Source organism: Staphylococcus durrellii (assembly GCF_015594545.1).
In the GTDB taxonomy this organism is placed as follows: Bacteria; Bacillota; Bacilli; order Staphylococcales; family Staphylococcaceae; genus Staphylococcus; species Staphylococcus durrellii.
On sequence record NZ_JADIIO010000001.1, the window covers coordinates 1,206,473 to 1,221,621 of the forward strand.

General features: G+C 32.2%; 18 protein-coding genes. All 18 read left to right on the plus strand.

Annotated elements, in window-relative coordinates:
- Window positions 1-172: 172 nt before the first annotated feature.
- The 18 genes from pxpB to ISP02_RS05935 all read left to right on the plus strand — a co-directional run bounded on the left by pxpB (window position 173) and on the right by ISP02_RS05935 (window position 15,075).
- A complete protein-coding gene (gene pxpB / locus ISP02_RS05850; RefSeq protein ID WP_195720650.1) occupies window positions 173-907 on the plus strand; it encodes a 5-oxoprolinase subunit PxpB in 735 nt (244 codons plus the stop codon).
- Window positions 897-1,901, plus strand: a complete 1,005-nt coding sequence (locus ISP02_RS05855) for a 5-oxoprolinase subunit C family protein (RefSeq protein ID WP_195720651.1) — start codon at window positions 897-899, stop codon at window positions 1,899-1,901. The genes pxpB and ISP02_RS05855 overlap by 11 nt, the downstream gene beginning before the upstream one ends.
- Before the next feature lie 2 nt (window positions 1,902-1,903).
- Window positions 1,904-2,350: an acetyl-CoA carboxylase biotin carboxyl carrier protein gene (locus ISP02_RS05860; RefSeq protein ID WP_195720652.1), complete on the plus strand. Its 447-nt coding sequence runs from the start codon at window positions 1,904-1,906 to the stop codon at window positions 2,348-2,350.
- Window positions 2,351-2,373: 23 nt separating this feature from the next.
- Entirely contained in the window at window positions 2,374-3,729 is a 1,356-nt protein-coding gene (locus tag ISP02_RS05865; RefSeq protein ID WP_195720653.1) for an acetyl-CoA carboxylase biotin carboxylase subunit, read from the plus strand.
- A 2-nt stretch (window positions 3,730-3,731) separates the two neighbouring features.
- On the plus strand, window positions 3,732-4,490 hold the full coding sequence (gene pxpA, locus ISP02_RS05870; protein WP_195720654.1) for a 5-oxoprolinase subunit PxpA: 759 nt from the start codon (window positions 3,732-3,734) through the stop codon (window positions 4,488-4,490).
- Window positions 4,491-4,494: 4 nt separating this feature from the next.
- Window positions 4,495-5,727 carry an NRAMP family divalent metal transporter gene (locus ISP02_RS05875; RefSeq protein ID WP_195720655.1) on the plus strand — a complete coding sequence of 411 codons (1,233 nt, stop codon included), beginning with the start codon at window positions 4,495-4,497 and terminating at the stop codon, window positions 5,725-5,727.
- Between the two features lie 245 nt (window positions 5,728-5,972).
- Window positions 5,973-6,659 carry a 5'-methylthioadenosine/adenosylhomocysteine nucleosidase gene (locus ISP02_RS05880; protein ID WP_195720656.1) on the plus strand — a complete coding sequence of 229 codons (687 nt, stop codon included), beginning with the start codon at window positions 5,973-5,975 and terminating at the stop codon, window positions 6,657-6,659.
- A gap of 17 nt (window positions 6,660-6,676) precedes the next feature.
- Window positions 6,677-7,204: a YqeG family HAD IIIA-type phosphatase gene (locus tag ISP02_RS05885; protein WP_195720657.1), complete on the plus strand. Its 528-nt coding sequence runs from the start codon at window positions 6,677-6,679 to the stop codon at window positions 7,202-7,204.
- The gene (gene yqeH, locus ISP02_RS05890) at window positions 7,205-8,311 is read left to right on the plus strand and encodes a ribosome biogenesis GTPase YqeH (RefSeq protein WP_195720658.1); all 1,107 of its coding nucleotides are present in this window, start codon (window positions 7,205-7,207) and stop codon (window positions 8,309-8,311) included.
- Between the two features lie 12 nt (window positions 8,312-8,323).
- Window positions 8,324-9,121 (plus strand): shikimate dehydrogenase, encoded by a 798-nt coding sequence (gene aroE / locus ISP02_RS05895; RefSeq protein WP_195720659.1) that lies wholly within the window; start codon window positions 8,324-8,326, stop codon window positions 9,119-9,121.
- Between the two features lie 12 nt (window positions 9,122-9,133).
- On the plus strand, window positions 9,134-9,424 hold the full coding sequence (gene yhbY / locus ISP02_RS05900; protein ID WP_195720660.1) for a ribosome assembly RNA-binding protein YhbY: 291 nt from the start codon (window positions 9,134-9,136) through the stop codon (window positions 9,422-9,424).
- Window positions 9,424-9,996: a nicotinate (nicotinamide) nucleotide adenylyltransferase gene (gene nadD, locus ISP02_RS05905; RefSeq protein ID WP_195720661.1), complete on the plus strand. Its 573-nt coding sequence runs from the start codon at window positions 9,424-9,426 to the stop codon at window positions 9,994-9,996. Before yhbY ends, nadD begins: the two co-directional genes overlap by 1 nt.
- On the plus strand, window positions 9,986-10,570 hold the full coding sequence (gene yqeK, locus ISP02_RS05910) for a bis(5'-nucleosyl)-tetraphosphatase (symmetrical) YqeK (RefSeq protein ID WP_195720662.1): 585 nt from the start codon (window positions 9,986-9,988) through the stop codon (window positions 10,568-10,570). The genes nadD and yqeK overlap by 11 nt, the downstream gene beginning before the upstream one ends.
- Window positions 10,571-10,924 carry a ribosome silencing factor gene (gene rsfS, locus ISP02_RS05915; RefSeq protein WP_195720663.1) on the plus strand — a complete coding sequence of 118 codons (354 nt, stop codon included), beginning with the start codon at window positions 10,571-10,573 and terminating at the stop codon, window positions 10,922-10,924.
- Window positions 10,925-10,926: 2 nt separating this feature from the next.
- Window positions 10,927-11,643, plus strand: coding sequence for a class I SAM-dependent DNA methyltransferase (locus ISP02_RS05920; protein WP_195720664.1), 717 nt, complete (start codon window positions 10,927-10,929; stop codon window positions 11,641-11,643).
- Window positions 11,644-11,691: 48 nt separating this feature from the next.
- Entirely contained in the window at window positions 11,692-12,351 is a 660-nt protein-coding gene (locus tag ISP02_RS05925; RefSeq protein WP_195720665.1) for a helix-hairpin-helix domain-containing protein, read from the plus strand.
- A 60-nt stretch (window positions 12,352-12,411) separates the two neighbouring features.
- Entirely contained in the window at window positions 12,412-12,873 is a 462-nt protein-coding gene (locus ISP02_RS05930) for a ComE operon protein 2 (protein WP_195720666.1), read from the plus strand.
- A 513-nt stretch (window positions 12,874-13,386) separates the two neighbouring features.
- Window positions 13,387-15,075, plus strand: coding sequence for a DNA internalization-related competence protein ComEC/Rec2 (locus ISP02_RS05935; RefSeq protein WP_195720667.1), 1,689 nt, complete (start codon window positions 13,387-13,389; stop codon window positions 15,073-15,075).
- Window positions 15,076-15,149: the final 74 nt, after the last annotated feature.

Below are 15,149 nucleotides of genomic sequence, written 5' to 3' on the forward strand. Positions count from 1 at the left end.
AACAGATATACGGGGTTTTAATTTTTAAGGTTGAAAAAAAAGATATACTAATTCATGAAAATTTGATAAATTTATTTTAATAAGGGTAAATATGAAAGATTGACTACGCATTTACTTTTAATTGAAAAACAAATTATCTGATAATTGAAACTATTCAAAGGGGAGTAATATTTTGGAAACCAAAATATTGAATGAACAAACAATCATTTATTATTTTGAGAATGAAATTTATCAAACAACGTTTGATAAAGTACAACACATTGTTTCGTTTATCGAAGCACAGGAGTTATCTTCAATTTTAGAAGTAGTACCTTCATATCGTTCTGTAATGATTAATATTGACACTACGATAGATGTACCTAAAAATGTGATCACGCAGTTGAATATTGAAGGGCTAGATTTAAATTCAATATCAAATGAAATTAAACAAACACGTATTATTAATATCCCAGTTCTCTATGGTAATGAGCATGGCCCGGACCTAGAAGAAGTTGCGCAACATAATAATTTAAGTAAAGACGACGTAGTAAATATACATAGTTCTAATTCATATTTGATTTATCTACTTGGATTTATGCCAGGTTTTCCATTTTTAGGAGGCCTAAGCAAAAAAATACATACACCTAGGAGAAGTGAGCCTAGAACAAAAATACCAGCAGGGTCTGTAGGGATTGCTAACAATCAAACTGGACTTTATCCAAAGCAGTCACCAGGAGGTTGGCAAATTATTGGTCAAACGCCGATTGATGTTTTTAATATCAACAGAGAACCAATGTGTCTGTATCAACCGGGTGATTACATAAAATTTTATAGTATTACACTTGAAGAATTTGAAGATTTTAAAGTACAACAACAAAATAATATATTTGATTATGAAAGGTTGGTGACGATTGAAAATGGCAATTAAAATAAAACAACCTGGATTATTCACTACTGTACAAGATGAAGGGCGTATTGGTTTTCAAAATTTAGGCTTTTCCATTGCAGGTGCATTAGATCAATATGCATTTAAAATTGGACAACAACTCATTGGCAATAAAGGCCCTGCTTTAGAATGCACTATTATGGGTCCGACTATCGAGTTTAAAAATAATAACACATTCGTTATTACAGGAGCACCTTTTAATGCACAACTTAATGAAACATCAGTGCCACATCAGACCGTTTTGGAAGCTAATAAAGGAGACATTTTAAAATTAAATAATGTTATAGATGGTGCTAGATGTTACATACTATTTGGTAAACCGTTAGATATACCAAAAGTAGCGAATAGTTATTCAACTCATACCCGTAGCCATATTGGAGGTTTCAAAGGGCGTACATTAAAATCAGGTGATTACATAAATTGTATTGAAAATGAGTATTTTAACAATACATTAGGACATAGGTATAATGGTCAACTTGATTTAGATGAAGAATTAACCATTCATATTGTAGAAGGCCCACAAATTGACGCTTTTTCAGCAGCTACGCAAAGTGAACTGACTTCAAATACTTTTACAATTTCTGATAGTTCCGATCGTATGGGGTATCGTTTAAAAGGGCCAACTGTTAGCCCAGAAAAATCTGCAGATATAATATCAGAGCCAGTTGCATTAGGAAGTGTTCAAGTGCCTAATGATGGTAATCCAATAATTTTATTAAATGATAAACAAACAGTGGGTGGTTATACAAAAATTGCAAATGTTTGTCATGGTGATTTGAATGTTTTAGCACAATTGAAACCTGGAAATAAAATAAAATTCAAATGGATTACGATTGAAGAAGCTACAGATAAATTAATCAAACAACAGCAAGAATTTACAAAAACGTTAACAGCTATTACTGAAACACCACAGTTTGAAATTAGTGAAATGAGAAGTACTTCATCAAAAATAGCAAAATTATTAAAAGGGGAATAACAATGAATTTAGAGCAAATAGAAAAATTAATTACACTCGTTAAGGAAAATGACGTTAGAAAATTTAGATATAAAGATTATAGTAGTGAGGTTGATATTGATTTTACTGAACCACAGAGTGGTGCTAATGCAGTTCAACATACTGCCAATATTTCTTCGTCAGAGAGCGCGAATAACTCAGCTCAAAACGAGGGCAGTACTGAATTAGACAATACTAAATCAATAAATGCGTCTATGGTAGGTACATTTTTCCTACAAGATGAAAAAGAATTGACTAATCCAATAATTGAAGTTGGTTCAACTGTTAACAAAGGTGATGTAATTGGTTATATCGAAGCAATGAAAGTATTAAATGAAGTCGTAAGTGATGTTGAAGGAACGGTAAGTGAAATCGTTGCGGATCATGGTACGCAAGTGGAATATAATCAAACGTTAATTAAAGTGGACTAAGCGTAATTTAGGGGGTTAAGTTAATGTATCGATGTTTAATCGCAAACAGAGGAGAAATTGCAATACGTATCATAAGGGCGTGTCGCGAACTGAATATTGAAACAGTTGCTGTCTATGCTTTAGGAGACGAAAAAAGTTTACACGTGAGTTTAGCGGATCAAGCGGTTTGTATCGGCGAAGCAAATGCTTTAGATAGTTATTTGAACCAAGATAGAATTATAAGTGCTGCAATCAATACTGGCGCAACAGCTATCCATCCTGGCTATGGTTTTTTATCAGAAAGTGCTTCTTTCGCTCGTAAAGTTGAAGAAAATGACATTTATTTTATTGGACCTACATACCGCACTATGGAAATGATGGGTGATAAAATAACAGCGAGACAAACTGTTCATAGTGCTGACGTACCCATCATACCTGGTTCAACAGGTGCAGTAGGATCTATTGATGAAGTAGAGGAAATTGCAAAGGATACTGGCTACCCATTAGTGTTAAAAGCAGCTAGTGGCGGAGGCGGTAAAGGTATCCGTATCGTTAAAAGTAAAGAAGAGCTTAGCAAAGCATTTAAAGAAGCGAAAAGTGAAGGGGCAAAATACTTTGATGACGATAGAGTTTATGTTGAAGCGTTTATACCAGTAGCAAAGCATGTTGAAGTACAGGTTGTAGGTGATGGGCAGGACAACTTTGTACATTTGGGTGAAAGAGATTGTTCTGTGCAACGTAAAAATCAAAAGTTAATAGAAGAATCACCATGTTCTGCTCTATCAGAAGAAAAAAGAACTCAAATATGTAACGATGCTGTTAAAGTAGCACGCGCTTCTAATTATAGAAGTGCTGGTACGATAGAATTTTTAGTTACCGAAGACGCTTACTATTTCATCGAGATGAATGCCAGAATTCAGGTAGAACACACTGTTACAGAAATGAGAGCAAATAGAGATTTATTACAAGCGCAATTATATTTAATGATGCATAATCAATTGCCTTTTACGCAGAACGAAATAGTCTTTGATGGACATGTAATCGAAGCACGTATTAATGCGGAAGATCCAGAAAAAGGCTTTCAACCTTCACCTGGTAAAGTAAACGGATTACATTTACCACATGGCTTTAATGTAAGAGTAGATTCACTGCTTTATTCAGGTTATATGGTTTCTCCATACTACGATTCTTTAGTAGCTAAAGTTATTGTTAAAGCGCCAAATAGACAATTAGCCATAGATAAACTTAAAGTTACTTTAGACGAAATGGTAATTGATGGTTTTACTACTACAGCAGATTTCTTATTTGCAGTATTAAATTACCCGCCATATGCACATGGAGATGCAAGAGAAGTGGATATTAAATTCTTAGATAGACATAATATTATTAAGGAGGCTTAATCATGAAAGTAGATTTAAATTGCGATTTAGGTGAATCATTTGGTAACTATAACATTGGTAATGACGAAAATATTATCCCCGTTATAACTTCAGCGAATATTGCTTGTGGATTCCATGCCGGCGATTCTCATGTTATGAATAATACCATTAAATTAGCACAAGAAAATAATATTGGTATTGGTGCGCATCCTGGGTTACCTGATTTACAAGGATTTGGTAGAAGAAACATAGATCTATCACCGAAAGAAATTTATGATATTGTTGTATATCAACTCGGTGCAATCAATGGTTTTTGTGCGATTCATAATGCGAAATTAAATCATGTTAAACCTCATGGTGCACTTTATCAAATGGGCGCTAGAGATGAAGAAATTGCACATGCGATTGCGCAAGCAGTCCATGATTTTGATCCTTCTTTAATATTTGTTGGCTTATCAAACACGTTATTAATTTCTAAAGCTAAAGCATTAGGATTACAAACTGCGTCGGAAGTTTTTGCTGATAGACGTTATGAAGCGAACGGTCAATTAGTGAGCAGAAAAGAATCAGATGCCTTAATAACGGATACTGAAGAAGCTATTAATCAAGTTGTTTCAATGGTTAAAAATCAACAAGTAACCGCAAAAAATGGCGAGAAAGTTTCAATACAAGCTGATACTATTTGTGTGCATGGTGATGGGGCACATGCTTTTGAATTTGTATCACAAATAAGAGAAAGATTATCGAAAGAAGGTATTTCTATTTCGACTTTAGGAGGATAAATAAATGGGGAAAAATGCAGAAAAAAAGAAAAGTGACTTTCAGTTTACTAAAAGTCACAAACGCTTATTATTAGGGTCAGTATTTTTAATGGCTACTTCAGCAATAGGCCCAGCATTTCTAACACAAACAGCTGTATTTACAGCGCAATTTGCAGCAAGTTTTGCTTTTGCAATACTTTTATCGATAATTATTGATATCGGAGCTCAAATTAATATTTGGCGTGTGTTAGTCGTTACTGGTAAAAGGGGTCAAGAAGTAGCAAATGATATTGTTAAAGGGTTAGGTACATTTATTTCGATATTAATCGCAATAGGTGGTCTTGCTTTCAATATTGGTAATATCGCAGGGGCAGGATTAGGTCTGAATGCAATATTCGGTTTGGACGTCAAGTGGGGTGCAGCTATTACGGCTGTATTATCAATTGCTATATTTATTAGTAAAAGCGGGCAAAAAATTATGGATGTCGTTTCCATGGTCTTAGGTGCTTTAATGATTGTAGTTGTAGCTTTTGTTATGTTTAAAGCACATCCTCCATATGGAGACGCATTGAAACATGTTGTAATGCCTGAACAACCAATCGCATTAGTATTACCAATTATTACATTAGTTGGAGGAACAGTAGGAGGTTACATAACTTTTGCCGGTGCACATAGAATATTAGATTCAGGAATAAAAGGTCAGTCATTTTTACCATTTGTTAATAAAGCTGCCATTGCTGGAATTTTAACAACTGGTATTTTACGCACATTATTATTTTTAGGTGTTTTAGGTGTAGTGGTTACAGGTGCTACATTAAGTTCAGATAACCCTCCAGCATCGGTGTTTGAACATGTGTTAGGGCCAATAGGTAAAAATATTTTCGGTGTTGTACTGTTCGCAGCAGCAATGTCATCAGTAATAGGTTCGGCTTATACGAGTGCTACATTCTTAAAAACATTACATAAATCATTATTTAACAAAGCTAACTTAATGGTCATTGCATTTATAGTCGTATCTACGATTATTTTCTTATTTGTTGGTAAACCTGTTTCTTTATTAATTATCGCAGGTGCGTTAAATGGATTAATTTTACCTATTACATTAGGAACTATATTAATTGCAAGTAAACGTAAATCAATCGTCGGTGATTATCACCACCCTAATTGGATGCTATGGTTCGGAATTTTAGCCGTGATTGTAACGATTGTAACTGGTATTTTTTCACTACAAAGTTTAGGCAGTTTATTTGGATATTAATCTTTAGAAATTAATAAATTTGAATTATACGGGAGTGAAATCATGTAATTATATGGTTTTACTCTTGTTTTTATTTATAGTAAATTTATATAAATATGTAGGTTATGAACATAAGCAACTCGATAATAATTATTATTGTTAATTAAAGAATTATAAATTTATAATAATTTAGTTCTACAATCGAGCTTAATGCTCAAATATGATAAAATAACAAAGGCTATGAAATTACATCGAGGTGAACTATAATGATAGGTATAATAGGAGCAATGGAAGAAGAAGTTGCAATACTAAAAAATAAATTAACAAATTTAGAAGAAGTGGCGATAGCACATGTGAAGTTTTACAAAGGCGACCTTAATGATTCTTCTGTTGTTATAACTCAAAGTGGTATCGGTAAGGTTAATGTAGCAATGTCTACAACTTTATTAATAGAAAATTTCCGACCATCAAAAATTATTAATACTGGATCTGCTGGTGCATTAGATGAAGAGCTTAAAGTAGGCGATGTTGTTGTAAGTGAAGCACTAGCTTATCATGATGCAGATGCAACTGCTTTTGGTTATCAATACGGACAAATACCACAAATGCCTACAGTCTTTGAAGCGGATACAACATTGTTATCAAAAGCAATTGAAGCGATACAGGAAACGAGTTTACCTGCTAAAACTGGTCTTATTGTGAGTGGTGATAGCTTTATTGGTTCGAATAAGCAACGTCAGCAAATCAAACAAAATTTCAGTAACGCGTTAGCTGTAGAAATGGAAGCGACAGCTATTGCACAAACATGTTACCAATTTAATGTACCATTTGTTGTGACTAGAGCTATTTCTGATTTAGCGAATGGTGAAGCAGAAATGAGTTTTGATGAGTTCTTAAAAACTGCTGCCCAGTCATCAAGTGAGATAGTAGAAAAAATAATTAAATCAATTTAAAAAGGTGATTATCAAAAATGGGAATTTTCAAGAAATATTTTATGCCAAATGAATACGTGCAATCTATATTTCAAATAGATATAGACAAACTTGCGTCTTCTGGTGTGAAAGGTATCATTACTGATTTAGATAATACTTTAGTAGGTTGGGATGTTGATGCTCCTACTGAAGAAGTTAGAGCATGGTTTAAAAAAGCCAATGACGTAGGCATTACGATTACTATTGTCTCTAATAATAATGAACAACGCGTGGGTAGCTTTTCTCAATCTTTAGACGTTGATTTCATATTCAAAGCTCGCAAACCAATGGGCAAGGCATTTATTAAGGCAACAAAGCATATGCAGTTAAAGCCAGAAGAAATAGTGGTGATTGGGGACCAAATGCTTACTGATGTATTTGGTGGTAAAAGAAGAGGTTTATTTACCATTATGGTAGTACCAGTTAAACAAACGGATGGATTTATTACTAAATTCAATAGAATTATAGAACGCAAATTACTCCAACATTTTAGAAAAAAAGGCTATATCACATGGGAGGAATATTGATTGTCAGAAACTGAAGCTTTAAAATGTATTGGTTGCGGTGCCACATTGCAATCCGAAGATCCAAACGCAGCAGGTTATGTGCCAGAACATAATCTATTTAGGGAAGACGTCGTCTGTAAGAGATGTTTTAGATTAAAAAATTATAATGAAGTGCAAGACGTGGGTATGAATAGCGAAGACTTTTTAAACTTATTAAATGGTTTAGCTGATAAAAAAGGTATTATCGTGAATGTCGTTGATATTTTTGACTTTGAAGGTTCATTTATTAATGCATTAAAACGTATAGTAGGTAATAAAAAAGTGATTCTTGCTGCCAATAAGCTAGACTTATTGCCAAGGCAAATTAATAAAAGAAGAGTGAAAGAATGGTTGAAAAAGACTGCTAGAAAATATGGTCTTGAAGCGGATGAAGTGACATTAATTTCTGCCGAAAAAGGTTGGGGCATAGAAGACTTAATGGCTACTATTGAACATAAACGTAATCAACAAGATGTATATATTGTTGGCACAACAAATGTAGGTAAATCAACGCTTATTAATAAGTTAATTGAACAGAGTGTTGGTGAGAAAGACATCGTTACAACATCACGTTTTCCGGGAACTACTTTAGATATGATTGATATTCCTTTAGATGAAACATCACTTATGTACGATACACCAGGTATTATTCAAGAGCATCAAATGACACATTATGTTTCTGATAAAGAACTAAAAACGATTATGCCCAAAAGTGAAATAAAACAACGTGTTTATCAACTTAACGAAGGTCAAACATTATTCTTTGGTGGCTTAGCACGTATAGACTACGTTAGTGGTGGCAAAAGACCACTCGTATGTTACTTTTCAAATGAATTAAATATTCATCGGACAAAAACTGAAAATGCTAACGACTTATGGCGTAATCAACTTGGTGCAGTATTATCACCACCTAAAGATAGTCAAAATTTTGATTTAGCAAATATCAAAGCTGTCAGATTAGAAACAGGCAAAGAAAAAAAAGATGTTATGATTTCTGGCTTAGGATTTATTACAATAGAAGCAGGAGCCAAAGTTATCGTTAGAGTACCTAAGAATGTGGATGTTGTGTTAAGAAATTCAATAATGTAAGGTGTGTTAAATATGAAATATGCAGTCATAGGTAATCCTATCGATCACTCATTATCACCTGTAATGCATAATGCTAATTTTAAAGCACTTGCTTTAGAGCATGATTACGAGGCGTTAAATATCGATTCTAATCACTTCCATTTGATAAAAGATATCATTACAGAAAGAAATCTTTCAGGATTTAATGTTACAATCCCACATAAAGAAAACATTATACCTTACCTCGATGAAATAGATGAACAATCAAAAACAGTCGGAGCAGTTAATACCGTTTCAATAGTAGACGGTAAGTGGATTGGCTACAATACTGATGGCATCGGCTATGTTGAAGGATTGAAAACAGTTTATCCTGATTTATCAGCTGCCTATATTTTAATTTTAGGTGCTGGTGGTGCTAGTAAAGGTATTACTAATGAACTAATGAAACATGTTAACAATAAAATTACTGTCGCAAATCGCACGCAAAGCAGATTTGATAGTTGGAAGATGGATATAAACAAAATTGACTTAAAAGATGCACAAAAAGCATTATCTGAATTTGATATCGTTATTAATACGACACCTCTTGGCATGAATAATAGTAATGATTTAGTAATTAATTTAGATAATTTATCACCGCATACGTTAGTTAGCGATATCGTTTATATACCATTTAAAACACCTATTTTAAAAGTTGCTGAAGAAAAAGGAAATCCTATACAAAATGGCTTAGATATGTTCGTTAATCAAGGTGCTGAAAGTTTTAAAATTTGGACAAATCAATCACCTGATTATGACACAATGAAAAAAGCTGTTTTAAACCACTTATAAAGGAGATATTATATGTTAACTGGCAAGCAAAAGAGATTTTTAAGAAGTAAGGCACATAATGTAGAACCCACATTTCAAATTGGTAAAGCGGGTGTTAATGATAATATGGTCGATCAACTCGTTGATATTTTAGAGAATAGGGAATTAATTAAAATTCATGTATTACAAAATAACTTCGAAGATAAAAATGATTTAGCAAACCAAGTAAGTGAAAAAACAAACAGCGAAATTGTACAAGTTATCGGGTCAATGATTGTGTTATACAAAGAATCAAAAGAAAACAAAACAATAGAATTACCTTAATGACTAATTCTATTGTTATTTATGGTGGACAATTCAACCCGATACACACTGCACATATGTTAGTTGCTAGTGAAGTGTACAATCTATTATCACCAGATACATTTTATTTTATGCCGAGCCATATGTCTCCATTAAAGACTCATGAAGATTACCTTGATGCACGTTATAGAGTATCTATGATCGAGAAGACTATTGAGGAGCTTGGATTTGGAGAACTTTATCTAGATGAAATTGAACGTGAAGGTCAAAGTTATACTTATGATACGATAATACGTATTATCAATAACAATCCAAACAGTACCGTTTACGTTGTAATTGGTACCGATCAATATGAGCAATTAGATAAATGGTATAGAATCAACGAACTAATGCAATATATTACGTTTGTAATAGTGAATAGATATAAAACAACACAAGAGGTTGAAGATAATATGATAGCCATTAATATTCCGCGTATGGATATTAGCTCAACGATGGTTAGAGAACGTGTTAAAAATAAACAATCTATTCAAATACTTGTCCCTCAAAGTGTTGAACAATATATTAGAGAGGAACGATTGTATGAAAATTGATACTGCCGTAGAATTAGTTAAATCAAAATTGCCAGAAAAACGATTTATCCACTCAATGAATGTGGCTAAAACTGCATGCAAACTTGCCGAAATATATGATGGTGATACGCAAAAAGCTGAATTAGCTGGCGTATTACATGATTATTGTAAGTATGACGATTTGGGAACGATGTATCAAATTGTGACTCAAAATGGTTTGGACAGTAATCTATTGAGCTACGATTCGGAGATATTACATGGTCCAGTGGCCGCAGTAATTATGAATAAAGAATATGACGTAAACGATGAAGAAGTTTTATTGGCGATTAAAAATCATACTACTGGCCGCGCACAAATGACTAAAACTGAAAAACTCGTATTTATTGCTGATTATATTGAACCTGGGCGTAAAACTCCGGGCGTTGAAGAAATCAGAGATTTAGCATACAATCAAGGTAGCTTAGACAAAACAATTTATGAAATATCTAAACGAACTGTATTACATCTAATTAGTAAAGATATTAACGTATATGACGCTACAATTGCTTGTTTAAATTATTATAATTACAGTGATGAAAGAATAAAGGGTGATTAAATGAATTCAGATCAATTATTAAAATTAGCTATCCAAGCTACTGAAGATAAAAAAGCGGAAGATATTATTTCTATAGATATGAGAGGAATCAGTGATATGACTGATTATTTCGTCGTTTGTCACGGAAATAACGACCGTCAAGTTCAGGCTATAGCCAAAGCGGTAAAAGATGCTGCACACGAAGCTGAAATTGAAGTTAAACGTATGGAAGGATATAACGAGGCGCGTTGGGTATTAATAGATTTAGCTGACGTTGTTATCCATATTTTCCATAAAGATGAACGTGATTATTATAATATCGAAAAATTATATCAAGACGCACCAATCGAAACTTATAGACAGGCAGTTTATTAATTATGTCACAATATGAAGGCTTAAGTTTATTTTATGACCAATTAACTTTTGACCAACCTTATGAATCTTGGTTGAAAATAGTTGAACAATATGCACCACAACATCATTCATTATTAGACATTGGATGTGGTACAGGAAATTTAACAACTTTAATAACTCAATTTGATAGTGTTACTGGGATGGATTTAAGCATTGATATGCTAGCATTAGCGGCAAATAAATCACAAAACGTTAATTGGGTTGAAGGTGATATGACTGACTTCACGTTAAATTCCAAATTTGATGTAATATCTATCTTTTGTGACTCATTAAATTATTTAGTGAAACTAGAGGATGTTAAATCAACTTTTAACAATGTATATCAGCACTTAGAGGATGATGGCGTGTTTATGTTTGATGTACACACGACATATAAATTTGATACTTTATTTAATAATAAAAGTTATATCGACGAAACTGACGAAGTGTTTTTAGGTTGGGATGCTATTAAAGGCGAAGAGCCTTATAGTGTATGGCACGAAATGTCTTTCTTCGTGAAAAAACATAATGATTTATTTGAAAGATTTGATGAAAGCCATTATCAACGCACTTTTCCTAAAGAAACCTATGTGCAACTTTTAAATGAAATCGGTTTTAACAATATTACAACTTTTATTGATTTTGATAGTACAAATCATGATACCAACGGTTATAGATTATTTTTTATTGTGAATAAATAAAGTAAATACACTTCTTTACACGTGTTTATCTGTAAAGGAGTGATTTTTATGTCTAATTGGTATGAACAACTTAAGACATTTATATTGAAGAATCCATATTCAATCATATTTGTTGTAATATTTTTGGCAATGATAATATTTTTTTTAAACAATATAACCAAAACTAATTTACAAAATTACCATAAGCCATCTATAAGTCATAATACAAATCGTTTTAGCAAGAACGCATCTACAACTTCGGATTTTAAAGATAAAGTTAAACAACCTGAAAAAATATTTGTAGATATTAAAGGGGCAGTCAAATATCCAGATGTTTATGAAATGAAATCTTCTGACAGGATAAAGCAATTGTTAGATAAGGCGCATCCTACTGATCAAGCAGAATTATCAACAATAAATCTAGCAGAGAAACTATTGGATCAAAAATTAGTGATAATCCCGAATAAAAATGATAAAGTAAATGCATTAAATAATAATTTATCAACTTCGCCCCAAATAACAAATAAAGGCACAAAAACGCCTGTAAATATCAATTCTGCTACCATTGATGAGCTAAAAGAAATTAATGGTATTGGTGAATCTAAGGCACAAGCTATTATAGATTATAGGGAAAAACACGGTTCATTTGATAGTATTGAAAAGTTAAAAGAAGTTAAGGGCATTGGCGAAAAAACTTTTGAAAAATTACAATCTGAATTCATAATTTAGTAGCATGATAATTGCTATAAGGTTTATAAATTTATCAATTTTTACATGGAGGCTTCAAAAATGGATAGAATCAAATGGGATGAATATTTTATGGCGCAAAGTCAATTATTAGCATTACGTTCAACATGCGAGCGCTTATCGGTAGGAGCAACGATTGTTAAAGACAACAGAATAATCGCAGGCGGTTACAATGGTTCGGTAACCGGGGAAGTACATTGTATAGATGAAGGTTGCTTGGTGGAAGATGGCCACTGTATTAGAACTATTCATGCCGAAATGAACGCTTTATTACAATGTGCCAAACAAGGTGTTTCTACAGAGGGTGCTACTATTTATGTTACACATTTTCCTTGTTTAAACTGTACTAAATCTATTATCCAAGCAGGAATTACAACAATTTATTATGCAGAAGATTATCATAATCATATTTATGCATTGAAACTATTAGACCAACAAAATATTGAATATAAAAAAATACCATTTAATCCTGAACATGTGGCTCAATATTTATTGAACAAATAATAAATGTTTTATATTGCATTAGCTTTTCTAGTAGGAATATTGTGGTTGCACTATAAAATTTTAGCTTCTTTATTATTTTTATTTGTCATTTTAAGTATCTACAGAAAAAAGTGTCATTGGTTTATGTACATTATAGTCATGATATTGCCGATACTAAGCTTCCTTTTTTTTGAGCAACAACTTATACATACAATTCAAAAACGCTCTGCTCTATTACAGCAATCAAATATAAACCAACATGGTATTTTTCAAAAAATATACCAAATTAACAATAATACCGTTACCGGGTTTATAAAGATAAATAATAAAAGTTATCGTTTTTATTATTACACTAATGCGTCCATTAATATTAAGGGTATAAATAATCATTCTTGTTATGTTAGTGGCTCATACAAAGCTGTTTCATCTTCAGTACACCGCCCGTTGATAGTGACATTGAAACACATTGATATCAACAATTGTGACCCTCAAAAAATCTCTTTAAATTCTTTTTTTTTACATCATAAACAACACTTGTATTACAAAATTCAACAATCTGGTCTTCATCAATATGATAAAGTTATTGCTGTATTATTTGGAGATGTGAGTTTAATACCGAAACAATTACTTGAAAATGTTAAAGACACAGGTATTTATCATCTAATGGCAGTAAGTGGCTCGCATATAATCGCAATCGTGGCGATGGTATACTTTTCTTGTATACGAATAGGTTTACCCTTACCGTTTATCAAGACATTTATTTGTATTATTTTACCCATATATGGCTGTTATACAGATTTTGCACCGAGTGCTTTGCGAGCGATAATCACAGTGATAACGGTTATAATTTTGCCACAGCGTATGTTATGCAGGGCTACTGATGTTTTGGGGAGTACTTTCGTGATTACATCTTTAATTAATCCTCAGTTCGTATATGATATTGGCTTTCAATTTTCATTTATGATTACACTTTTTATATTATTATCAGCGCCCATACTAACTCACCATTATCAAATAGTTGCTTTAATTTACCTAAATATCGTTACTTTTTTAGGTGGCTTCATGATTAATAGTCTTCATTTTAATCAAATCCAATGGATTGGATTATTTTCTAACCTCATTTTTATACCACTATATACTTTTATATATTTTCCCTTAGCAATATTTTATTTATTATACGTACATTCGCCTATAACTTTTAAATTTATTACTACCTGTGTAGATACACTATACATAGTACATGATAAATTAGTATATTTCTTCTCAATGATGAATAGATTTCATTGGTATATTCCAGAATTAAGTGAAATTCAAATGACATGCTTTTTTGTTATGATATTTTTTATTTTAAGATACGTAGTGCTAAAAAAATTCAAACATGCAATTATACTTTTTTTGCTATTTGCTATCACCATCACTTATTTAACAAAGGATAACAATGTTCAATTTACTATGTTTGATGTAGGACATGGCGATGCATTATTACTTAAAACGGCAAAAAATCATACCATTATGATAGATACTGGTGGTAAAGTGGTAGACAATAATATGCATTACAATGGCTCGATATCGAAATATCATATTTTACCTACATTCAGAAAAAAGGGAATTAATAAGGTCGACTATTTAATTATTACACATCCGCATAGCGATCATATGGGCGAGTTAGAGTTTATTTGTCAAACTGTTTCTTTTAAAAATATAATCATCAATAAGCAATCATTCTCAGCACATCAATTAAATTATATTCTTGATATTGCTCAAACATATAAGATTAATATTTTAGATTTTCATACGTTCAAACACATTAGTTTAGATCAAGTGTATATCGATTTATTAGATGCAACACTCCCAAATTCTAAAGATCTAAACGAACACTCCATTATTGCTTTAATAAAATACAGGAAGTATAAATTATTACTTATGGGTGACGCCACATTGAATAATGAGCAAGTGTTATTAAAAAAATACGACGTTTCAAATATTGATATTTTAAAAATAGGACATCATGGGAGTAAAACAAGCAGCAGCGAATCGTTTCTAAAAATAACTAATCCCAGAATTAGTTTAATCTCTAATGGCCATAATAATAAATTTCGATTGCCAAACGTTAAAGTGATTAATAATTTAAAAGCTATTCAATCATCTATTTATGAAACTGCATATCACGGGCAAGTTACTATTAATTTAGACAAGGAATTAGTTATTTCGACCGAAAAATAATTAAACTTTCTAGAGTGAAGCACTCACAAATGATATAATGAATATTGTTTTTAGTCGTGAAAGGATGCTATTTT